This window comes from Moraxella canis (assembly GCF_002014965.1).
In the GTDB taxonomy this organism is placed as follows: Bacteria; Pseudomonadota; Gammaproteobacteria; order Pseudomonadales; family Moraxellaceae; genus Moraxella; species Moraxella canis.
On record NZ_MUXT01000008.1, the window covers coordinates 316,441 to 340,026 of the forward strand.

Here is a 23,586-nt window from a genome sequence, read left to right on the forward strand (position 1 = left end):
TTCTACAGCCCATGAATCATTAATCACCCTAAGGTCTGATAAATAGCGTCAGATTGGCTGCTATTTTTTGACGATGAGCATTGCCATTCTGCCTGTGGCAGATCGCTTGGTATGAGTCTGAAAGCGATACGAATAATATTTAGGCGACAGATAACTACATGGCACTATATCACTTAGCACCGTTACGCCTAATTTTTCAAGCTGCAACCGAGCTAAGCCTTCAATATCAATATATACCTTACCGCTGTGATCAGAGGAGTTGATCAGCTTATCAAACAGCGCCTGCTTATCAAGCAAGACAAGTTTATTTGTCACTACCTCATCCATGATGCGCTCAGCCAAACTTTGATCCACTTCATACGATGGTCGCGAGATGCACGCACCGAGCACAGCAGATAGCTTGGCAGAAGTTGGCATCAAAGCAGCCGTTTTGGCGATCACGCCATTCACCAGCCCCTGCCATCCCGCATGAATGCAGGCTACCGCCCCGCCCTTTTCGTCAAATAGCGCCACAGGCACACAGTCCGCCGTCATGATCGCCAGTGCTGTCTTAGGACGCTCAGTGATCAGGGCATCTGCTGAGCTTAAAGACTGCGATCGATACTTATCAACGTCAAGCACTGCATTACCATGAACTTGATTTAACCAATGAATTTGATCAGCACCTGCCTGCTCATGCAGCCAATTCAGCAGATTTGCACGTCGAAGCAGCACCTTAAATGGCTCATCATTGACATGAAGCGCCACATTAAATTCACCATAAAGCGCCGATCGATTACCAAAATCTGTCAGCTGATCGGCTTTGTCAGACACGCCAGCGTGAGTCTGTATGACCATCACATCATCATTTTGATAAAGAATATCCAAAGGCGGCGTCATAGTTTCATTAAGCATCATCATTCAAGACCTTTATCAGATTTTGCATATCCTCAGGCAGCGGTGCATGAAATTTCACCGACTCACCAGTGACAGGATGGATAAAGCCCAGCGTGTGTGCATGAAGCGCCTGCCTACCAAAATCTAAAATTGCGCGTCTTTGCCTGTCGGACAAACCTCCACGTGGCGATGTACCATAGACAGGATCGCCCACTAGTGGATGACCGACATAAGACAGATGCACGCGTATTTGATGCGTTCGCCCTGTTTTTAGGTGAACATCCAAAAGACTGTAACGCTCATGTAAAGACTTAGCATTGACAATGTACGTTAAAGCAGACTTGCCCGTTTGCTTAACCGCCATCTTGGTGCGATGAGTACTATGCCGACCAATGGGCGCATCAATTTGAGCATGCCGAAGCACTTCATGCACCGCACCCAAAGCGATGCATTGGTAATGGCGGTACACGCTTTTGTCCTTTAGCTGATCAATCAAAGACAGCTGAGCTGATTTTGTGCGCGCAACGACAAGCAGCCCCGTCGTGTCTTTATCAATGCGATGAACCAATCCTGCTCGCGGCAAATGCGCCTGATTCGGAAAATGATACAGTAGCGCATTGACCAAAGTGCCCGTACGATTACCAGCGCCGGGATGCACCACCATGCCCGCAGGCTTATTAATGACGATGACCGCCTCATCTTCATAAATGATATCAATGTCAATATTTTCAGGCAAATCCTCTGAGTGAGAATCTTGGATCGCTTCTAGCTTTAAGATATCGCCCGCCTTGACCGCATATTTTGGCTTAACCACCTCGCCATTGACCGTCAATTGACCCTCATCGATGAATTTTTTTAGATTTGCGCGTGAAAACTCCCCAAAGACTTCCGCGCATAGCTTATCAAGCCTAACGCCCACCTGTTCAGCGCCGACAGTATGCGTCAGATGAATTTGGGCAGATGTTTGGGCAGGTGCTTCATCTGTATCGATCAGATCATCGGCGTCGCCATCAGCGTCTGTGACATAGTTAGGCGCCTGATCTGCCAAGTCATCTATCAGTTCATCGTGATTCATAATAAAACTCAAAAATAAATTTCGATCACTTTAGCACATTTTGTCAAATTTGATAAGACAGCCGACCGATATATCTGCACTCTGCGCGTTTTGGCTTATCTTTTATATTAACAATTAAGTCTCATTATTTGAGCGCTGTTTTTGGCGGATTTTGTGTATTTGCAGCCGATAGACATTCATTGTCAGACCCATAAAAACATGCTAAACTAGCCCAAATTTAGACCAATTCATGAGAGTCCCTATGAAATCACAAACCAAGCTGATTGCCGCCATGATGGCAGCTACTTTGACTGTTACAGGCTGCCAAAGCGTGAACAGACTGTTTGACCGCAAGGCTGATACCGTAGAGACGGCTGAAAAAACAGATGCTGCATATTACCAAGAAGCCAGTGAAGCACTTGATAAAAACCAGAATCGCAGCGCCATCGAAGCGCTGAATAATATCCGAACCTTTTATCCGACAGGTCGATACGCACAGCAAGCACTGCTAGATCTGATTTATGCTCAATACAGAGCCAATGATTTTGAAGCAGTTCTTCAAAGCACAGAAGAATTTATTCGCCTATATCCAAATAGTCGCTCGGTGGACTATGCGCTGTATGTGCAAGGTGTTACTCATATGGGCGGTGCTCCCAAAGCTTCGCGTTTATTTAGATTTGATCAGTCTCAGCGTGATGTGACCTATCTACGCCTAGCTTTTCAAGATTTTCAACGCCTGCTTAACAACTATCCAAACAGTCCATATGCTGCCGATGCCGCCCAGCGCATGATTGCGATTTATAATGACTTTGCTGAGCACGAATTGGTGGCGGCGCGTTGGTATGTCAAACGTGATGCGATGGTCGCTGCCGCTAACCGAGCTAAGTGGGTATTTCAATATTATCCACAGTCCACAGGTGTACCCGAAGCCATCGCCATCTTGGCTTATACCAATCAAGAACTTGGCTTGACCGAGACTGCCAACCAGTACAAGCAGCTGCTGCAAATTAACTATCCGCAATATCTCAATCAAGATGGCTCAGTGCGCCTAAATGATACGGGTGCCAAGACACGTACACAGAAGGTATTATCAGCTCTAAGCTTCGGGCGTTTGGGTCGTGCAAGCGAAAACCTTGACAGCTATCAAGGTCAATATAATGGCGCAACACGCACCCAAATCATCAGTCAAGCAGGCGCCATCAGCCTACCAGCCATGACTCAAGTGCCAGAAGACATTCCTGCGGCTGGCGGCACAAGTCGTCGTCCTGCCATCAGTTTGGATCTGCCAGCTGCAGAGGCAGAAGCTGGGCATCTGAATGAAGTACCGCGCTGATGCCAGTGTTTAAGTAAGTTATAATTTCAGGCGGTGTATGGCCGCCTGTTTTTATTGAATCGATCGGAATTTCGGACATGAATATCCCCGAGTCCATCATCGAGCAGCTCAATAGCCAAGCTGACTTGGTGGGGATGATTGGCAAACATACCACGCTCAAAGCAGCAGGCCGCGAGTACAAAGGCTGTTGCCCCTTTCATGGTGAAAAAACGCCATCGTTTTATGTCAATCCTGAGACCAACTTATATTATTGCTTTGGCTGTCATGCCAAGGGCAATCCGATCACTTTTTTAAAAGAATTTGAGCGGATGAGCTTTATTGAATCGGTCAAATACTTGTCCGAACAAACGGGCATCGAGCTGCCCAAAGATGACGCTTATCAAAAAAAATTCAAATACAAAAAAACCACCAAGACTCAGGGTGCCAAGCCACCCACTCAATCTTCGCCATCTCCGAACATCGCCCAACATACTGCCGAGCAGCAGCCTGACACACTCCCATCACCGACGACCGACTGGACAAATGATTTGTCGGCATACGATACTTATTTTGGTTTAGATGATGCCCATCAACTCAGTTACAACGAACCTTATGACACTCAAGCGCCCGTCTTAGCTCAGCCGCCAAGCGAAGCACAAGGCGATTTGTACACGCTATTAGATGCAGTGCATGACTACTATCAGTTTATGCTCGGCAGCTTTGCTTTTGCAAAACAGTATTTTTTAGATCGTGGTCTTAGCGAAGAGACCATCCAAACCTTTGGTCTAGGATATGCACCCGAAGGTTGGCAGCACCTTGAACAAGTCTTCCCCCAAGATATCGAAGGCTTGAAAATATTAGGCTTGGTTCGAGAATCCTCCAAGGGCAACGGAAGGACGTTTTGCCTGCTGCGTCATCGGGTGATTTTTCCCATTCGCGATAACCAAGGGCGCGTTGTGGGTTTTGCAGGGCGAAGCCTAGGGGATGAAAATCCAAAATATATCAACTCAAGCGAATCGCCAGTTTTTCAAAAGCAGCACATTTTGTATGGTCTGTATGAATCGCGCAGACAAAAAGCCAAAGACTACTTACTGGTTGAAGGCTATATGGATGTCATCGCCTTATACCAAGCAGGGATTTATGGGGCGGTAGCGCCTATGGGTACCGCCGCTAACGAAAAGCAAATCGAGCGACTTTTACGCTATAACAATCAGCTTACCTTATGTTTTGATGGTGATAGCGCAGGGCAGCGAGCAGCATGGCGCACACTAGAAATTGCTGCACCTGTCTTAAGTGATGGTCGTGAGCTTAAGTTTTTGACTTTGCCCGATAATCATGATCCTGACACTTACCTAAAATCTCATGGCGCAGCTGCGATGCGTGATGCCATCGAAAGCGCGGTGAGTCTGTCGGATTATATTTATGGTGTTTTGGCAAGTCAATACGACCTGACGCGTCCTGAATCTAAGGCACAAGCCATGGCGACACTTAGGCAGTTGACCGAACTGCTGCCAAAAGGCTCTAGCTTAAAATGGTGGCTAAATAGCGATATTTATCAAAAATTAAAAGCGGTGGGCAAAGAAGGACGGTTTAGTCCAAAGGTTGATTTAATCAATTATAGTCGCCGCGATGAAGCTGATGCAATCACCGAAATCGGACTGCATCTGATCCATACCCCCATTTTGCTCAAATCCGATCCTTTGGCATTTGTGATCGAGCATTCAGGTATGCCGCAGGCACACATCCCATTATCAAATCACCTTGAGCGTCAAGAAATTGACTTACCTAAGCTGCCAAATTGGGCAAGTTTTAAAAGTCCATTATTAGATGAAATCATCGCGACCATCAGCACATTACCCGATGAAATCCTACAAGATAGCGCCGAAACGGCTCAAAGCTGTGCGTATTTCATCATCGCTGCCTTGAGCGATGTCAATAAAAGTCAAATACAGCTGCACTGGCAAAGATTTATACAATCTTGGTGCAATCAAGATCTACAAGCCATCACGCCAGTATTTTATGGGCTGATTTGCACCGCCTTAAAAGACATTCTGCTCAAGCAGCAAAACGACAGTAAAAATTTGATTTTATCAGAAGTTTATAAAAGACGCTTGCAGGCGTTGATCCATTGGGATAACGTCCATAACAAATCAAAATTGGCAGAAATTTTGACCAAATAACCCAAATCCTACCAAAGGCGCGCCACACTTTTTTAAATTAAGTCTTTGCGTCAGTGATTTGGCAAATGACAATACCACTTTGGATGTCAGGTACTTGATTGATAGATTTACAATAATTCATTTGGCGCGATTGATGGGCAAAATACCCTGCCACAAAGCTCAATACACATAGCACGCCCACCAATACCTTGACACCACTGTTTTGTAAAATCACTGGTTTGTTCTTTTGCATCGCCATCAGCTCCTTGATTATGCCCGCTTACAACGGTGGGCCTGCCAAAGAAACAGCATATTTAAAACCTTGACGACTTTCGCAATCAGCAAGCCAAGCATGTGTATTGGTATGCGTTTGTGGCACCAAGCCACGCAAGCGCGCGCCATACACCGCCAGATACATCTGTATGTCAGCTGCGCTAAACTGCCCTGCCAAATACGACTTATCAGCCAACGACGCCTCCAGCATCTTTAAAGCATTCGTCAAATTCTTATCCAAAATGATTTGATGGATACCAGATCTAAACTTATTTAGCACAGGTCTGGCAAACCATGGCGACTTTTGGATCGACTTATCCAAAATCAGCCCCATCACCAAAGGCGGCATCAGTGAACCTTCAGCAAAATGCATCCAAAATGTATAATCACGCCATGCTTTGTCAGTGGCTTGTGTTTTTGGGTCGGCTGCGGCAGGATAAAAGCGCGCCTCTGAATCATACGCCTTTAATAGATAAGATAAAATCAGTGCAGACTCTGCCAAAACTTGTTCGCCCTTAGGCAGGCTATCATCTATTAAAATCGGCGCCTTCCCCATGGGGTGAATCTGTTCAAGACTATTGGGTGCCAAGGCAGTTTTTCGATCACGCTCAATCAGATGCAGCTGATACTCCAAGCCGTAAGCCAATTTGAGCTCCTCAAGCAGCCAAACCACTCTAAAAGAGCGAGATTTATTTAAATGATATAAGTGCAACATGATTCACCATCCCAAGAAGCCAAGCAAATCAGCTTGGCTGAAAATTCATTGAATAGACTCAGGCGCCTGCTGCACCACTTCAGCCAAATCGGCTGTTTCTTCTGACGCATCGATATCATCTTCATCGACATGTTCGACGCACGCCATGCCAACCAACACCTCTTCATCGGCAATGCGAATCAGTTTAACACCTTGCGCATTACGACCAGCGGTCGCAATCTGAGCCACAGGCGTGCGCACCAAAGTGCCTTTATCCGAAATCAAAATAACATCTTCTTCACCAGTAACTGCGATCGCCTTAACCAGCTGCCCGTTACGCTCAGAAGTTTTGATCGCAATCACCCCTTTGCCGCCACGACCTTTGGTTGGGTAATCATCGATCGGCGTGCGTTTACCAAAGCCGTTTTCGCAAGCACATAAAATCTCACCTTGTTTGGGCGCGACCACCAAAGATACCACTCGGCTCACCGCAAAATCATCACTGACCTCATCAGTATCTTCATCCAAGAGCTCTTCTTCATCAGTTGTCGCAAGCAAATTCACGCGCATACCGCGAACGCCTTTGGCAACTCGGCTCATCGCACGGATACTATCTTCTTTAAAGCGGATGGCTTTGCCTTCATTACTAAATAGCATGATCTCTTGTTCGCCATCGGTGATTGCAACACCAATCAGGGTATCGCCTTCTGCCAAATCAATCGCGCGCAAACCACCCGCACGCAGATTGGCAAATTGTGACAAAGCCACGCGCTTCACTGTCCCTGATGCTGTTGCAAAGAACACAAAGCTGTTTTCGTCTTTTAGGTCATCTACAGGCAAAATCGCTGTGACCGACTCATCAGACTCAAGATTGATCAAATTCACCAAAGGACGACCCTTTGAGCCGCGACTGGCGATTGGGATCTCAAATCCGCGTAATCTAAAAACGCGACCTGTATTTGTAAAGCACAGAATATGGGCGTGCGTACTGGTCACCAACAAATGCTCAATCACATCATCTTCTTTCATGGCAGTCGCTGAGCGCCCTTTACCGCCGCGTTTTTGGGCTTGATAGTCGCTGATCGGCTGAGTCTTGGCATATCCTGTGTGAGAAACTGTCAAAACAACCGTCTGCTCAGGGATCAGATCCTCACGATTAAAGTCATGGCGAGCATCGACGATGTCAGTTTTACGGGCATCTCCAAATTCATCACGAATCTCAATCAGCTCTGTGCGCACTACGCCCATCAGCACATCAAAATCATTTAAAATCAGATTTAACCGTGCAATCTCGCCTAAAATTTCTTGATATTCGCCCGTCAATTTATCCTGTTCAAGACCAGTTAAACGATGTAGCTGCATATCCAAAATGGCGTTCACCTGATCAGGTGACAGACGATAGCGAGTTTTGTTCTCAATCAAGCCATACGGTGCTTTAAGATCCTCGCCATCAATGATCTCAGGGCGAATAGAATCAGCGCCCGCCGCTTCAAGCATTTTGACCACACCGGCTGAATGCCAAGTCTTAGCAAGCAAATTTTCGCGTGCTTCGCTGCGGTTGGCTGACTGCTTGATGGTCTCAAGCACATCATCAATATTAGCAAGGGCAATGGTTAAGCCCTCAAGCAAATGCCCGCGCGCCAACGCTTTGTTAAGCTCAAAAATCGTACGGCGCGTCACCACTTCTTGGCGGTGGCGAATGAACGCTGCCACCAAGTCGCGCAGTGTCATAAGCTTGGGCTGACCATTATCCAATGCCACCATATTAATACTAAAGCTCGTCTCAAGCGGCGTTTGGTTAAATAAGTTATTAACCATTACTTCGGCATTTTCGCCTCGGCGCAAATCAATCGCCACGCGCACGCCTTCTTTATCCGACTCATCTCGGATCTCCGTGATGCCTTCGATTTTTTTGGTATTCACCAAATCGGCGATGTGCTTGATTAGATTGGCTTTATTGACTTGATAAGGAATTTCTGTAAAAATGATGCGCTCACGGTCTTTGTTTGCACCGCTATCGCCCATTGATTCGATATGATAGCGACCACGAATGTGCAGACGACCTTTGCCAGTACGATAAGCATCGATGATGCCGCTTCTGCCATGGATGATGCCGCCCGTTGGGAAATCAGGTCCTGAAATGTGCGTAATCAGCTCATCACTTGAAATATTTGGATCTTCGGCATATGCCAAGCAAGCATTCAGTACTTCTGTCAGATTATGCGGCGCCATGTTAGTTGCCATACCTACGGCAATCCCTGCCGCACCATTAACCAACAAATTTGGAATACGCGCCGGCAATACGCTTGGCATTTTCATAGAGCCGTCGTAGTTATCTTCCCAATCAACGGTATCTTTATCAAGATCGGCAAGCATTTTGTGCGTCAGCTTCTGCATTTTCATTTCTGTATAACGCATCGCCGCTGGTGGGTCACCATCCATAGAACCAAAGTTACCCTGACCATTCACCAACATATAACGCAAACTAAAATCCTGCGCCATACGCACAATGGCATCATAAACCGCGGTATCGCCATGCGGATGGTATTTACCAATCACATCACCAACGACACGCGCCGATTTGAGATATTTTTTATTATAATCATTTCCAAGCTCATGCATGGCGTATAAAATACGGCGGTGAACAGGCTTAAGTCCATCACGCACATCAGGCAGCGCACGCGAAACAATGACGCTCATCGCATAATCCAAATACGAACGCTTTAATTCTTCGACGATGCCAATCGGACTGACCGAGTCACTCATAAATAATCCTTGCTACAAACGATTAATTCACATAGCCTATGGCAACGATCTCATCGCCAAAACCATGCATAAATACCTTAAAAACAACGCATTATTTTAGCACAAAATGCCCAAAAAATGTAGGTTAATGTGGGTTGTCGCTGATTTTTATCTTGGTTAAATCAAATCTTATCTTGACCAATCAACATCGCAAATCTAGCCGCATAATTCAGCAATATCACGCTTGATGACACATCAGATATCTATCTTTGGCTTGGGATTTGGTTATTTGGATTTTTTATTAGGGCGAATCAAGCTTTTGAGCATCTGCTCATGCGTGATGATGGTTGCTTGATTTGGCGTGCGCAGCTGCGGCTGATGATTATGCTCATAGGCGGTCAGCGCCATACAAGCAGCGACTTGTTTAGGCTCAAGCGCACGTTTGTTTTTAGAGGTGAGCACGTATAATGCGCCATTGAGCGCTTGGTTACCAAGGCTTTTTAGGCTCAGGCGCTGCTTGGGCAAGGTTAAGCGATGCAGCCGAAAAATTGCCAATGTATCAAAACTCAGCGTGCGCAAATAGTACTCTACATCCGCCTTGGCTGTCAGCTCATCGTCATGGTTAGGCGCATCGGCACCATCTTTGGATAAAAAATAAAACTGCTGTACGCCCTTTTGTTTGCAGGCTTTGGCAAATTCTAGATTGTACAACACATTAACTTGATAAAACTCATCATGGCTTGGCACTTGCTGTTTTGAGACACCAAGACAACTAAAAGCATCTGTATCAGCACCAATCGCCATCGCCTCAATGGTCGATGCCAGTGCCCGAAAATCCGCCACATGATAGACTTGCATATTCGCACTCATGGCGCGTGGCTGTGTGCGCGTGATCAATATTACCGACTCATAGATCAGCGCAAGCTCTTGGGCAAGCGCCTCACCCACTCGACTCGAACCACCGATTAAGATTGCTTTGGTTTTCATCAATTTTCACTCACGCTAAATATACGCATTATATTCAAGCAATCAATCGATTGCGCCAAGTGCTGATTTTTGAATTTATTATTCTAGCACAAAATCCATCAAAAAAATCAACCACTGCATCAGTCAATCGATAGACTAAGAAAATTTTTATTTACATATTGTGAGATTGTCAAGATTTTGGTATGATACGCCGTTATATTGTCCAAGCAATGCGTCTCCTCAAGCACATTGCCCCACTTTTTACAATTTATCATTTCAATTTTTTAAGGATTTATCCTATGGCAAACTCTGCACAAGCTCGTAAACGCGCTCGTCAAAACACCAAGCGTCGTCAGCACAATGCATCTCAGCGCTCTATGGTGCGTACTTACATCAAGCGCGTAAATTCTGCAATCGAAGCAAAATCTTATGAGCTTGCAACTGAAGCCTACAACAAAGCTGTACCAGTCATTGACCGTATGGCTGACAAAGGCATCATCCACAAAAATAAAGCTGCTCGTCATAAGAGCCGTTTGAATGCTGCAATCAAAGCTCTAAAAGGCTAATAGTTGCTCAGCATCACAGAGTCCAAGTTGTCTTGGGCTCTTTTTTATATCCCAAATGATGCGATCAGCCAAAACCCATTGATGCATTATTTTTGAATAAAATGGCGACATGAACCTAAATTCTTGTTACAATATTCTTATCAATAAATAGTATAGGCGTTTGATGAGTATTAAAGTTTTGGTCGCAGATGACCATGATTTGGTAAGAATGGGCATTACTCGGATGCTTGATGATGATCCGAGCATTGAGGTCATCGGTGAAGCAGTTGATGGCGACAGTGCAGTCATGCAAGTGCGTGAGCTAAGCCCTGATGTTGTTTTATTGGATGTTAATATGCCGAATATCGATGGTGTGGAAGCCACTCGACGCATCAAGCAATTTAATCCAACCATCAAAGTGCTTGCTGTCTCAAGCTTGACAACTCAGCCATACCCTTCCATGCTTTTGAAGGCAGGCGTTAACGGGTATATCACCAAAGGAACGCCGCTAGATGAGATGATCCGCGCCATTAAAAAAGTGCACGCAGGATCGCGTTATTTTAGCCATGATGTTGCTGAGCAGCTTGCCGAGACAGTGCTTGGCGAACAAAAAGAATCGCCCTTTGACGCCCTATCTGAGCGCGAAAAACAGGTTGCCATGATGGTTGTCAACTGCCAAAGTACGCAGCAGATCGCCGATCAGCTGTTTGTGAGCGCCAAGACAGTGAACACTTACCGTTATCGTATTTTTGAAAAACTGGGTGTAGATAGCGATGTTAAGCTTACGCACCTTGCCATCCGACATGGGCTGATTCAAGCTCATTAATCAGCAATCAAATACAAAAATATCGCAATCAAAACAGCCAATTCATTGATCTTTTGATTGCGATTTTGCCTTAAATCAGCTTTGATTTGCTTTTGCTTGCTCCATCAAATCCAAGCTTAAGCGCAGCCATTCATCATCTTGTGCCTCGCTAGAAGAAGGCTTAAAGCTTACGTCGGGCACCACGCCGATTTTATCGATCTTTTTGCCATCAGGCGTTAGATAATGCGCGGTAGTCATCTTGATGCCTTGATTATTCCCCAAAGGAATCACCGATTGCACCGAACCTTTACCATAGCTGGTCTCACCGACGATCAGCGCACGCCCATGTGTTTGCAGTGCGCTTGCAAGCACTTCAGCTGCTGATGCCGAATAGCGGTTTTGTAAAATAATGACTGGCATGGATTCTAGCACAGGTGAGCCGTGCGTCTCAATCACCCTTTCTATGCCATTTCGGTTTTGGACTTGGGTCACCACTTGCTTTCGCATAAATAAGGAAGCCACTTCAGCCGCTGAATCAAGCACGCCACCAGGGTTGTTTCGCAAATCAATCACCACGCCCTGAACCTGCCCTCCTACTAAGGCAAGATGATCAATGATCTCTTGGCGCGTGTTGTTTTGAAATACAGGCAGTTTGATGATAGCAATGCCGTTTTGAACAAACACTTCAATGGTGCTTTTTTGAGCTTGGTTACGGATGACATTTGCCGATTGCTTGGATCGACCTGCTCTGGAATAAGTGATATCAACACTTGAGCCTGCAATACCGCTTAACAGCTGAGCTATGTCATTTTCAGTTTGGGATTGGTTGAGCTTGATATCGCCAATTTGATGCAAATAATCCCCAACATTAATACCGGCAGTTTTGGCGGGGCTATCGGCAGTCACTTCAGTGACCACCCAATGCGCATCTTGGTTTTTCCAAACTGCCTTTAAACCCACGCCTGCCACATTACCTGTAGTAAATGAGCTAAGACTGGCAAAGGCTTTAGCATCCAGAAATTCGGCATTACGATCCACGCGATTTAGCATCCCATGGATGGCGTGATAAAACAACATCTCATCATCTACAGGCTCGATGTACTCACGGCGCATCAAATCAACTGCTTGCACAAAAGTTTTAAGTGTGGTGGGACTGATGGTATTCAAAGGCACTCGCCCAGAATGCAAGCCATCAATCCCATACAAATGATTTGGCGCTACATCCAAAGCATCCAAAGCAGGCGCATCCGTCAATTCATTTGCATCTGCTTGAGTATCAGAAGTTTGTGGATTGGCAAATGCGCTTGTATTTAAGCTTATCACACCAATCAACACAGCCGTTATTAATGCCGAAAATCGCATACCAAACCTTTTTTTGTCTAATTACTCAGAAACCAACAAACTCTCTCCAGTCATCTGACTTGGCTTGTCTAGCCCCATCAGATCCAGCAGAGTTGGCGAGACATCGCACAGCTTGCCACCGCTACGCACAGCAGCCTTTTTGTCACCAACATAAATAAAAGGCACCAGCTCTGTGGTGTGCTGCGTGTGCACCTGACCACTTTGATAGTCCTGCATCTGCTCACAGTTACCATGATCAGCAGTGATCAGTAGATGACCGCCATTGTCGCGAACATGCTTAACCACCTCGCCAATACACTGATCCACCGCCTCTACTGCCTTAACCGCTGCATCAAACACGCCCGAATGCCCGACCATGTCACCATTGGCATAATTGACGATCAGCACATCATATTTACCTGAGTCGATGGCATCATTTAATTTCTCGGTCACCTCAAAGGCGCTCATTTCAGGCTTTAAGTCATACGTTTTGACATCTGGACTGTTCACCAAAATGCGATCTTCGCCCTCGTACAACTCCTCCCGACCACCGCTAAAGAAAAAGGTCACATGCGCGTATTTTTCGGTTTCGGCGATTCTAAGCTGAGTTTTGTTTGCATTTTGTAAATATTCACCCAAGGTGTTCGCCAGACTTGTCGGATGATAAGCGATGTCAGTTTTGGGATTATTTTCAAGCTCATCTGAATATTTGGTCAGCATAACAAATGCTGATAACTCAGGCACAATATGGCGATCAAAACCATCAAAATCAGCATCTACAAATGCCAAGCTGATTTCGCGTGCGCGGTCAGCACGGAAATTCATGAAAATCACGCCATCATTATCACAGATAATACCATCTTCTTCGATGAAGGTTGCAGCAACAAATTCATCCGTCTCCCCTGCAGCATACGCTTGCTTGATAGCATCTAGGGCATTCTTTGCTGTTCTGACCGATTTACCTTCAGTTAATAGCTCATAACAAGATTCCACACGATCCCAGCGCTTATCGCGATCCATGGCATAGAATCGACCGATGACACTGGCAATTTTAGCATCGCCCTCAAACTCTTGATTAATCTGAGCAAAATAATCTTCAAGATCAGCAACATAACTCTCAGCAGACTGTGGCGGTGTATCACGACCATCTAAAAACGCATGCACATATACCTGTAGAGCACCTTGAGATAAAGCAAGCTTAGCCGCCGCCTTGATGTGATCAATGTGCGCATGCACACCGCCATCAGACAAAAGCCCTAAAATATGCACTGCGCCTTCATTGTTAAGCGTGGCTTGAACAGCATTCGTCAATGCCGAATTATTAAAAAATTCCCCTGACTCAATCTCATTCATAATTCGAGTTGAATCTTGGAACAAAATACGTCCTGCCCCCAGATTCATATGCCCCACTTCAGAGTTACCAAACTGACCTTCTGGCAATCCCACATCCATGCCAGAACCAGAAATCAGTCCATTGGGACAGCTGACAAGCAAAGCATCTAAGTTTGGTGTATTGGCTGCCGCGACGGCATTATCTTTGGTCTCTTCACGATGACCAACGCCATCCAAAATCATCAACACATGGGGAATTTTTTTCTGATTTGACATCGCAAGCTCCAAATAAACTGATATAAATACATCGTATTGTAGCATAATTTTTGGCAAATCATCCTTACCCGCTGAGAAATAAAATTCATCCTAGCGCTGCATCTTTTCTTGCAAATTCTCATAGGTTTTTATAAAATACCGACCAGTTGGTTTTATTTATTTTTACTGTTACTTATCTTTATCACAGATAAGTTTTGTCAATCAATTTTTAGTTTAGGATAATTTATTATATGAATGACACTTTATTTGTCAGCGAAAGCGATCTTCACGCTGACGCATCCAGCGCCAAACGAAAAAATAAACCTGAACAGCTCAAACATGAATTAATCATGGCAGCCAAGCATTTGATGATCAGTGACGGCGTGGCGAATTTATCCATGCAAAAAGTCGCGGACGCGGCAGGTACCAGTAAAGGCGGGCTATTTCATCACTTTAAGAATAAAGAAGAGCTGTTAAATGGCGTGGTGGGGCTTTATATCGCTCAGCTCAATACCGCAATTTTATCCATCACTGATAAACTGGGTAATGACCAGGGGCGGTTTACCAAAGCATATTTGCAAGTGATTTTTCAAAATCCTGAAATTGGACTAAATAGTAACTGGTCTGGGCTTTTAAAAGCCATTCATGCTGATCCCACCATGTTTGGAATATGGCAAAACTGGATGGCTCAAAAACAAAAGCAGTTCGCCGCCACTGACAGTCATGCACGACATCAAGTGGTGCGCTATGCCATCGAAGGTGCTCAGCTTGACAGTGAGCTAAAATCCGACCGAACCAAACAGCAGGAGATTTATGAGACCTTAGCCAGTCTGATTTAGCACAAAGCTCGCACAAAAAACCCTGCCAACTTTGACAGGGTTTTATTTAGGCGCTTAGTATCAAATGGCATAGCCCAGCGCATAAAATGCCACAAGAACGACAGCGATAATCACAGTGCCAATATTAAGCTTATTAAATTCACCAGAAATCACCCGCCCAAGTACCAACGCACCAAAGCCAAGCATGATGCCTGTAACGATATTGGCAGTCAAAACGATGAACACCGCACAGATCAGCCCGCTCATCGCCCCTACAAAATCTTCAAAATCAAGTTTTGAGACATTGCTTAGCATCAAAAGTCCAACATACATCAGTGCAGGCGCGGTAGCATAGCTTGGCACCAAAAATGCCAATGGCTGAAAAAATAGCATCAGTAAAAACAGCACACCAACCACGATCGCTGTCAAGCCAGTCTTACCACCCACTGCCGTACCAGCAGCAGATTCAATATACACCGCAGCAGGCGCCGTCCCAAAAATACCCGAAAACAAGCTACTGACCGAATCTGACGTCAGGGCACGACCACCATTGATGATTTGACCGTCTTTATCCAGTAGATTAGCCTGACCTGCAACGGCGCGAATGGTGCCTGTCGCATCAAAGATCGCCGTCATCACCAAGGCAAACACCACTGGTAAAATCGCAGCATTCAGCGCACCCATGACATCCATTTGCATAAATAAAGAATCCGCGCCAAAGCTTGGAACTTTTAAAATGGCGCCATCTGATTTCACTTCAGGATCAAAAATCAGCCCAATAATCGTAATGGCAATGATCACCCACAAGATACTACCTTTGATACGCAGGCGCTCAAGACCAATAATCGCCGCCAGCCCCACCAGTGATAAAATCACAGGCAGCGACATAAACTCACCCATCGTCACAGGCAAGCCTGCGTCATTTTTGATAACCAAACCCACGCCATTGGCAGCAATCAGTAGCAAAAACAGTCCGATACCAATGCCTGCGCCATGCGCAATCGATTCAGGTAAATTGCGTAAAATCCACGCACGCACGCCCGTCACCGAAATTAGGGTAAAAACCACACCCATCAAAAAAATTGCACCTAGCGCCACAGGGATGCTCACACCTTGCCCAAGCACCAAGCTAAACGCGGTGAACGCCGTCAATGAAATTGCACAGCCAATCGCCATCGGCACATTTGCCCAAAGCCCAATTAATATCGAACCAAGACCCGCCACCAAGCATGTCGCAATAAAAACTGATTCAGCAGGAAATCCAGCTGCCGACAACATATTTGGCACCACGATGACCGAATAAACCATCGCCAAAAAAGTCGTCAAGCCAGCAATGACCTCTTGACGCACGGACGAGCCGCGCTCATTAATTTTTAAATATGATGATAAAGACATATTCTATCCAGATAATAATCGCTAAAGTCTTAATTAAGTGTTAAGCGAAATGGCAAGGCAATCTGCCTATAACTAAAATAAAAAAGTGTAATTTTACCGCAAAGTCATTATGATGCCAAACAAAAATTTGCTAAAAATTTGCAAATTGATGCATTTTAGAAAGAATTGGTGATCTGTAAGCGATTATGCTGAATAAAGATGTTCTTTGGTGGATAAATTTTGTTAAAATAGATACCACATAAATTTCCATGATTAAAAAAGATATCGAGATAATCAATGCTAAAAAATTCTAATGAAACTATCGCACTACCAAGTTTTGAGTTGGTCATGGTGGCAGCCGATACCCAAGAAGCCACTTCGGTGCAACTTGATGAACTACTCAAACAAAGCAATCAAGGTCTAATTTTGTATTTTTATCCCAAAGATAACACGCAAGGCTGCTCTATTCAGGCGATAGATTTTAGCGAACACAAAGCCAAGCTTGAATCCTTAGGATTTTGCATTCTTGGCGTATCACGAGATGGCGTCAAATCTCATCAAAATTTCATCAATAAAAAAGCTTTATCTATTGATTTGATCAGTGATACCGACGAAAAACTGTGCCAACACTATGACGTCATCAAAGAAAAAATGATGTACGGTAAAACTCATCTTGGCGTGGTGCGCTCTACCTTTGTGTATAACAAAAACGGTGAGATGATTGGCAGTTTTCGTAATGTCAAAGCCAAAGAGCATGTTGATAAAATTTTAGATTTTATTGAAAATCAGGCTCATTGACGCATCAGATGATCAGTGTATGAAAGTTCTTCAGCTGTCATCTTCGCTCAAGCACGATGAGTCCGAACGCGGCATTTATCCCATTTCTCATGCGCTCATCAAGGCTGGTCATGAGTCCATTATCATTGGCAGTGCACCAACCGATAGCGAGCTTGTTGTGCGGCTTGTGCGTGATGGCGCAACATATTACCGTCTGCCCATGCCCAAAAAAAGCTGGTGGGCACTCATGCACACCTTCACGCTTCGGCGGATCATTGAAACACATCAGCCCGATATCATTCATGTGCATTCTCGCACGCCTGCTTGGGTGCTGTATTGGGCGCTGCGCCCTTTTGCAAATGACAAAAGACCCAAAATTATTTCAAGCTTATATGGGTTTTATCCTTTAAATTCTTATTCAAAAGCACTGTTTAATGCCGATTTGCTGATCAGCGCATCCAGAAGTATTGATAAACATTTTAATAAAATTTTTGAAAAAATAAAACCAGAAAAAATCGATAAATCCATCAAGTTGCCTGATATCATTTGTGTGCCGCGCGGGGTAGATGTCCGAAAATATCCGTATCGCCATCACTCATCCGTGCATTGGCTGCATCAAACCTTTGCTCAATTTCCTGAGCTTGAACACAAAAAATGGTTGGTTTTTCCAACACCGATCGGTCCAGAATACGGTCAAGAATGGCTGATCGATATTTTAGGAAATTTACAAGAAAAATTTCCAAAAATTCACGCAATTATCATGGATGACGATCCTACGACGCGCATTCATCAGTGTGTGTTTTATGAGGATTTTGTCCAGCGGCTACACACTTTGGGTCTGCAGGATCGCGTGTCTTTTGTCGGTAAAAATCCACCCGACATGCGTGAATGGCTGTCGTCAGCCAATATCGTACTGGCGCTTGCTAATCGACCTGAGAGTATTGGCATGACATCGCTTCAAGCCATTCACTTGGGGACGCCCGTGATTGGTTGGGCCAAAGGTGCTTTTGCTGATATTCTAGGAGACCTATACCCCCAAGGACTGGTCAAAGAACAAACCGCGATCATGCTGTGCAAAAGTGTTAAGTTTTTATTATCAAACCCAATCCCGCCCGCCATGACGCACGCTTACGAAATTGATGACATGGTCGATAATACGATTCAAGTTTATCAAGACTTAGTCAATCAAAGCACAGAGTGATAACTTAAATTTGACCCTCACCTTCGATTCTGATGACCTGAACCTCGCCCATCTCCTGCCACAGCTGGTGGGTGCAGATTAATAATAGACCGATATCACCGGATTTTTGGGCATCAATCAGGCTTGACCATACTTCGCGGCGCGTCTCTGGGTCTAAGCCTGCAAAAGGCTCATCTAGCATCATGACCGCTTTTGGCGTCAATAAAAGCCGAGCCAAGGCGATACGCCGCGCCTGCCCACCCGACACAGCCATACCATATTCTCCAAGACGAGTTGCCAGACCTTTAGGTTGATTATTTAGCCAAGTTAATAAATTGACTTTCTTAAGAACCGCTATAAGCTCATCATCAGTCGCATTTGGCTTACCTAAGCGCAGATTATCCGCAAGCGTTTGATCAAAAATATCAACTACCTGCCCTAAAAATCCAAGCGATTGACCAAAATCAACTGACTGCCAAGGATAGCGCTTGGCGTTAGTGCATAACCAAATATCGCCTGAGATCAGATCATGTTCTTGGGCAAGCGTATGCAACAAAGTGGATTTGCCAGAACCTGAAGGACCTACAATCAAGCAAGGTGTATCAGAGCTGATCTTGGCATGATGAATGTGAGCGCTGATGATGGCTTTTGGCGCTCTCACAACGGCATGATCAAGCTGCAAAGTCAAATTGTCATGCTGATTGACAATTTGATCAAGATTGACTTTAGGGGTATCACTTTGGCTACCAAGCATCTCGTTCAGCCGCTGCTTAGCGACCTGACTGCGCCCCAAAGCCAATGGCTCAGCAATTAAGTTTTGGATAAATTCACCCAGCCCCATCAAACCTAAAAATACCGCCAGCGCCACTGCCGAACTTATCATCGGATAATCATTCAATGTCTGAACGCTAAAAGCAATGATGTCAGCCTGTCCAAAAAACTCGCCCATCCCCCAAAGCATCAACACCGCTGCCAGTGCCAGCGCCACTTGCACTCCCAAGATACCGATTCGGCGCAGACGATGTGATGACAAGGTAATTTTGGTCTGCTGAGCATCCAAATCGCTCAGCTGGTGTATGTGCGTCTCCCAGCGATGCCAAATCAGCAAAGATGTCAGCGCAGGCAAGGTGTCTAGCAGCTTGGATTTACGAGTTTCAAGTAGCGCGCTCTCGCGATGCGCCAAATCAATGCCGCGATATACCACCAAAACAGCAATTAATATCGCCAAGCCAATCGGCACCAGCCCAAACCATGCTCTAGGCAACAGTAGCATCGTCACGCCAGCCACCAAAAGCGCCGCACCGATTGCCATCATCCAAGGCGATATAAAGCGTAAAACAAATTCATCCAAAACATCAATGTCTTTGACAAGGCGATGCATTTTTTGGCTGCTGGATTGCCCTTGAAGATTGCGAGCTTTATAATCTAAATTTGCCCAAGCACCAAAAAATCTAACGCGCAAATCCTTTAAAAGCCCAAAGACAGCATGATGCGATACCATCAAATCACCATAGCGAGATAAGGTGCGCGCAATGGCAAAGGTACGAATGATGGCTGCCGGCATCATATAATTAAACGTATGAGTGCCTACTGCAACTAAGCCTGCCACAGCTGACATGGTCACAAACCATCCTGAAACCATCGATAAGCCCAAGACCGACCAAACAGTCACAAGTCCTAAGAGCCAAGCCAAGATCCATACCCAAATTTGGGTACTGATGAGTTCATGAAGCCTAAATGGTTTATTTGGTTTCATCATAAGCTCCCAAATGATGGACATCATCAAAGGTGATATCAGCGCTCTGATCATGAGTGATCCAGATGACCGTCCGCTCCGCTGATAAGCGTTTTAATAAATCTTTTATCACCAAGGCAGTCTCGCTATCTAGATGCTCCGTCGGCTCATCAAGCAGCCATACTTTGGCATCTTGAAGTAGAAGCTGCGCAATGGCAAGTCGATGCGCCTGCCCACCTGACAAGCCACCGCCCCGCTCACCAAGTATGGTATCCATCTGCTCGGGCAAATCTCGGATCAAAGACCACAAACCAACCGCATCCAATACATTAACCAGCTCATCATCAGTCGCATCAGATTTCGCTAATATCAAATTATCGCGAATACTGATGGGTAACAGCGCTGGCATTTGTGCCAAATAACCAAATTGCCGTCTAAGATACGCCATATCTAGCGTATCATAGCGATACCGCCCCTGATCATCATATACCTCGACCACGCCAGTATATTGCCCAAATCCCAATAATATCTGTAGAAGCGTCGATTTACCAGCGCCACTTTCTCCTTTCAATAATGTTGATTTGCCTGCTTCAAACTGAAGTGTCGTCGGAGCCAATCTCACTCGCCCATCATCACCAAAGGCAGCCACTTGCCTGAAACAAAATCCCACTTGTCCTACCAAATCCACCTGGCGAAGCTCGGTTTTGCTATTTTTAAAATCAAGTATGCCCACCATCTCCTTGGCGGCGCCGACCGCTTGACCCTTGACATGATACTCAGCGCCCAAGCGGCGAAGCGGCGCATAAAACTCAGGCACCAATAATAAAATCATCAAAGCTGAACTGTAAGTGGTCATGACAACACCAGATTGCCAAGGTAAAATTCCAATCAATCCAAAACCCAAATAAACCGCCACAAGCGCAATGGATAGAGCTGATAAAAACTCAAGCACCGCACTATTCAAAAACGCAATGCGTAGCACCGCCATGGTTTTTTTGCGGTAATTGTCGCTACTGATATCAATATCTGCCACAGCGATATCAACCGCGCCCAGACGCGATAATGTATTCACACCGCGTATCCAATCAAAAAATCGCCCACCAAGCTGTGCCATCGCATCCATCTGTTCACGACTTTTACGAGCTGTTGCCACACCAATCATTGCCATAAAAATTGGCACCAGTGGCGCCGTCGCCAATAAAATGACTGCCGACATTTTGCTAAAAAAGCTGACACAAATTGCCAATAAGATGGGGGTGCTCACCGCGGTACGCTTTTGAATCTCAAAACGGGCATAACCGATCAGGTGCTCAGGCTCATCAATGATCTTACTTGCCAATGCACCATCAGAGCCAAAAAATCGTCTGGCAGGGCCCATTTCACCCAACTTCATTAATAACCGCTGACGCACCTCACTGGCAGCCTGCACGCCGATGCGCGTTAGCAACACATCTTTGGCATAACCAATCAATGCGCGCAGCACCATCACCGCAAATAAAGCCGCCAAATACACCCCCAAAGCCTCAATCGCCATCGCTTGATGCTGGGATAATGTCGGAATGAATGGCAAAAGCCAACCATCAAAAATCATCACCAAAATCCACGCCTGCACCATAAATAATAGCAAGCTGACCACATCACAAAGCCACGCCAAAGTCAGCTGCTTTTTTGCAGGGCGAAAAACAGACTTTAAAAACTGATTAGCGGCGATATCGGCTTGTGAACGCCGTGGCTTTTTTGGTTTTTTAAGATGGGCTTGTGTGGTGGTCATGATGATGGCATATGATGATGGATAAATGGGCTATTATCGCCAAATTACAGCTTTTTTTCAACCAAAAACACCGCCAAATCACTGGCGGTGTCTGAGCATCCAAGGCTTATTTGGGTGCGACCATCTGCTCTGGACGCACAAGCTCATCAAATTCCGCTTCGGTCAATAAGTTAAGCTCGGCGGCAGTCTGTTTTAGAGACTGATTGTTTTTGAAAGCGGTTTTGGCGACTTTGGCGGCATTTTCATAGCCGATATGACGATTAAGCGCCGTAACCAACATCAAAGAATGATGTAAATAATGGTCAATTTTTTCACGGATTGGCTCAATCCCTACCGCGCAATGCTCATTAAAGCTATTCATGGCGTCCGTTAATAGGCGAATTGACTGTAATAAATTATATCCGATCACAGGCATATAAACGTTTAATTCAAAATTCCCAGAAGCGCCCGCCATTGAGATGGTCGTGTCATTGCCAAAGACTTGGGTGACGACCATCGTCATCGCCTCGCACTGGGTTGGATTGACTTTACCAGGCATGATGGATGAGCCAGGCTCATTTTCAGGAATGCTCAGCTCGCCCAGACCGCAGCGTGGACCTGATGCCAGCCAGCGGACATCATTGGCAATTTTATTCAGACTTGCTGCCAAAGTTTTTAGCGCCCCTGAAGCAAACACTTCAGCATCGCGCGCTGCCAAAGCCTCAAATTTATTAGGGGCTGTGATAAAGTCAAGACTGGTCAGTTCTGCCAAAGTTTTGGCTACTTTTACGGCATAATCAGGATGGCTGTTCAGCCCTGTCCCTACCGCTGTGCCGCCTAGTGGCAACTGACAAAGACCATTCAATGCCGCCTCGATACGCACCAAAGCATAATCCAGCTGCATGACATAGCCGCTGAACTCTTGACCCAAAGTCAGCGGGGTGGCATCTTGCAAATGCGTACGCCCAATCTTAATGATATCATCAAAATCAGCTGATTTTTGTGCCAGTGTTTGACGCAAATTTTTGATCGCTGGCACAAGCTTCTGATTCATCTGTAGAGCAGCAGCCACTCGAATGGCGGTCGGAAAGCTGTCGTTGGTTGATTGGGCATGATTGACATGATCGTTAGGATGGATGGGCTGGTAGCTACCCTTGGGATTACCAGCAATTTCATTAGCGCGATTGGCGATGACTTCATTCATGTTCATATTAGACTGGGTGCCTGAGCCAGTTTGCCACACCACAAGCGGAAATTGATCATTAAGCTTGCCTGCCAAAACCTCATCACACGCCTGTACAATCAGCTGCGATTGCTCATCAGTGATGCGACCGAGTTCAGCATTGGTGATGGCGGCTGCTTTTTTAACCGTAGCCATCGCATGGATCAAAGGCTCAGGCAGTCTTTCACCGCCAATACGAAAATTTTGGCGGCTGCGTTCAGTTTGGGCGCCCCAATAAGCCTCAGCAGGTACGGCAATTTCCCCCATGGTATCTTTTTCGATACGTGTTGTCATAATTTACTCCATTGATTTTTTGATAAAAGCAGCTTAAGATGGATCTGTGTGCTCATCTTCGCTACTTTACTAAATGAAA

The 23,586-nt window shown here is 45.5% G+C and carries 19 protein-coding genes; 7 read left to right on the forward strand and 12 right to left on the reverse strand.

Features of this window, described 5'->3' with window-relative positions; all coding sequences use genetic code 11:
- Positions 1-60 precede the first annotated feature (60 nt).
- Both B0180_RS07555 and B0180_RS07560 read right to left on the reverse strand, forming a co-directional pair.
- On the reverse strand, positions 61-894 hold the full coding sequence (locus B0180_RS07555) for a purine nucleoside phosphorylase YfiH/LACC1 family protein (RefSeq protein ID WP_233424955.1): 834 nt from the start codon (positions 892-894) through the stop codon (positions 61-63).
- Entirely contained in the window at positions 887-1,951 is a 1,065-nt protein-coding gene (locus tag B0180_RS07560; RefSeq protein ID WP_078256373.1) for an RluA family pseudouridine synthase, read from the reverse strand. Before B0180_RS07560 ends, B0180_RS07555 begins: the two co-directional genes overlap by 8 nt.
- Positions 1,952-2,192: 241 nt before the next feature.
- Here B0180_RS07560 and B0180_RS07565 point away from each other — a divergent pair, with 241 nt between their 5' ends.
- Entirely contained in the window at positions 2,193-3,263 is a 1,071-nt protein-coding gene (locus B0180_RS07565; protein ID WP_078256374.1) for an outer membrane protein assembly factor BamD, read from the forward strand.
- Between the two features lie 77 nt (positions 3,264-3,340).
- Complete coding sequence (locus B0180_RS07570; RefSeq protein WP_078256375.1) at positions 3,341-5,422, forward strand: DNA primase; 2,082 nt, start codon at positions 3,341-3,343, stop codon at positions 5,420-5,422.
- 37 nt (positions 5,423-5,459) lie between these two features.
- Here the strand turns inward: B0180_RS07570 and B0180_RS07575 are convergent, their stop codons facing one another.
- From B0180_RS07575 to B0180_RS07590, 4 genes are all read right to left on the reverse strand, one after another.
- Positions 5,460-5,654 carry a hypothetical protein gene (locus B0180_RS07575; protein ID WP_078256471.1) on the reverse strand — a complete coding sequence of 65 codons (195 nt, stop codon included), beginning with the start codon at positions 5,652-5,654 and terminating at the stop codon, positions 5,460-5,462.
- Positions 5,655-5,681: 27 nt separating this feature from the next.
- The gene (locus B0180_RS07580) at positions 5,682-6,389 is read right to left on the reverse strand and encodes a glutathione S-transferase (protein WP_078256376.1); all 708 of its coding nucleotides are present in this window, start codon (positions 6,387-6,389) and stop codon (positions 5,682-5,684) included.
- A 45-nt stretch (positions 6,390-6,434) separates the two neighbouring features.
- Positions 6,435-9,134, reverse strand: a complete 2,700-nt coding sequence (gene gyrA, locus B0180_RS07585) for a DNA gyrase subunit A (protein ID WP_078256377.1) — start codon at positions 9,132-9,134, stop codon at positions 6,435-6,437.
- A 264-nt stretch (positions 9,135-9,398) separates the two neighbouring features.
- Positions 9,399-10,100 (reverse strand): NAD-dependent epimerase/dehydratase family protein, encoded by a 702-nt coding sequence (locus B0180_RS07590; RefSeq protein WP_078256378.1) that lies wholly within the window; start codon positions 10,098-10,100, stop codon positions 9,399-9,401.
- A gap of 278 nt (positions 10,101-10,378) precedes the next feature.
- Between B0180_RS07590 and rpsT the strand changes: the two genes are divergently transcribed.
- Positions 10,379-10,645: a 30S ribosomal protein S20 gene (gene rpsT, locus B0180_RS07595; RefSeq protein ID WP_003657959.1), complete on the forward strand. Its 267-nt coding sequence runs from the start codon at positions 10,379-10,381 to the stop codon at positions 10,643-10,645.
- Positions 10,646-10,808: 163 nt separating this feature from the next.
- Positions 10,809-11,450 (forward strand): response regulator, encoded by a 642-nt coding sequence (locus B0180_RS07600; RefSeq protein ID WP_078256379.1) that lies wholly within the window; start codon positions 10,809-10,811, stop codon positions 11,448-11,450.
- A gap of 75 nt (positions 11,451-11,525) precedes the next feature.
- Here B0180_RS07600 and B0180_RS07605 read toward each other — a convergent pair whose 3' ends face one another.
- Both B0180_RS07605 and gpmI read right to left on the reverse strand, forming a co-directional pair.
- Positions 11,526-12,791, reverse strand: coding sequence for a S41 family peptidase (locus B0180_RS07605; protein WP_078256380.1), 1,266 nt, complete (start codon positions 12,789-12,791; stop codon positions 11,526-11,528).
- A gap of 21 nt (positions 12,792-12,812) precedes the next feature.
- Positions 12,813-14,378: a 2,3-bisphosphoglycerate-independent phosphoglycerate mutase gene (gene gpmI / locus B0180_RS07610; protein ID WP_078256472.1), complete on the reverse strand. Its 1,566-nt coding sequence runs from the start codon at positions 14,376-14,378 to the stop codon at positions 12,813-12,815.
- A gap of 230 nt (positions 14,379-14,608) precedes the next feature.
- Between gpmI and B0180_RS07615 the strand changes: the two genes are divergently transcribed.
- On the forward strand, positions 14,609-15,196 hold the full coding sequence (locus tag B0180_RS07615; RefSeq protein WP_078256381.1) for a TetR/AcrR family transcriptional regulator: 588 nt from the start codon (positions 14,609-14,611) through the stop codon (positions 15,194-15,196).
- A 60-nt stretch (positions 15,197-15,256) separates the two neighbouring features.
- On the opposite strand, the gene B0180_RS07620 is transcribed toward B0180_RS07615, so the two are convergent.
- Positions 15,257-16,570 (reverse strand): NCS2 family permease, encoded by a 1,314-nt coding sequence (locus B0180_RS07620; protein ID WP_049237640.1) that lies wholly within the window; start codon positions 16,568-16,570, stop codon positions 15,257-15,259.
- Between the two features lie 276 nt (positions 16,571-16,846).
- Here B0180_RS07620 and B0180_RS07625 point away from each other — a divergent pair, with 276 nt between their 5' ends.
- Positions 16,847-17,347, forward strand: a complete 501-nt coding sequence (locus tag B0180_RS07625; protein ID WP_078256382.1) for a peroxiredoxin — start codon at positions 16,847-16,849, stop codon at positions 17,345-17,347.
- A gap of 19 nt (positions 17,348-17,366) precedes the next feature.
- Positions 17,367-18,527, forward strand: coding sequence for a glycosyltransferase (locus B0180_RS07630; protein WP_078256383.1), 1,161 nt, complete (start codon positions 17,367-17,369; stop codon positions 18,525-18,527).
- Positions 18,528-18,531: 4 nt separating this feature from the next.
- On the opposite strand, the gene B0180_RS07635 is transcribed toward B0180_RS07630, so the two are convergent.
- From B0180_RS07635 to fumC, 3 genes are all read right to left on the reverse strand, one after another.
- Positions 18,532-20,262: an amino acid ABC transporter ATP-binding/permease protein gene (locus tag B0180_RS07635; RefSeq protein WP_078256473.1), complete on the reverse strand. Its 1,731-nt coding sequence runs from the start codon at positions 20,260-20,262 to the stop codon at positions 18,532-18,534.
- Positions 20,249-22,012, reverse strand: a complete 1,764-nt coding sequence (gene cydD, locus B0180_RS07640) for a thiol reductant ABC exporter subunit CydD (RefSeq protein ID WP_078256384.1) — start codon at positions 22,010-22,012, stop codon at positions 20,249-20,251. Before cydD ends, B0180_RS07635 begins: the two co-directional genes overlap by 14 nt.
- A 106-nt stretch (positions 22,013-22,118) precedes the next feature.
- Positions 22,119-23,507 carry a class II fumarate hydratase gene (gene fumC, locus B0180_RS07645; protein ID WP_078256385.1) on the reverse strand — a complete coding sequence of 463 codons (1,389 nt, stop codon included), beginning with the start codon at positions 23,505-23,507 and terminating at the stop codon, positions 22,119-22,121.
- Positions 23,508-23,586: the final 79 nt, after the last annotated feature.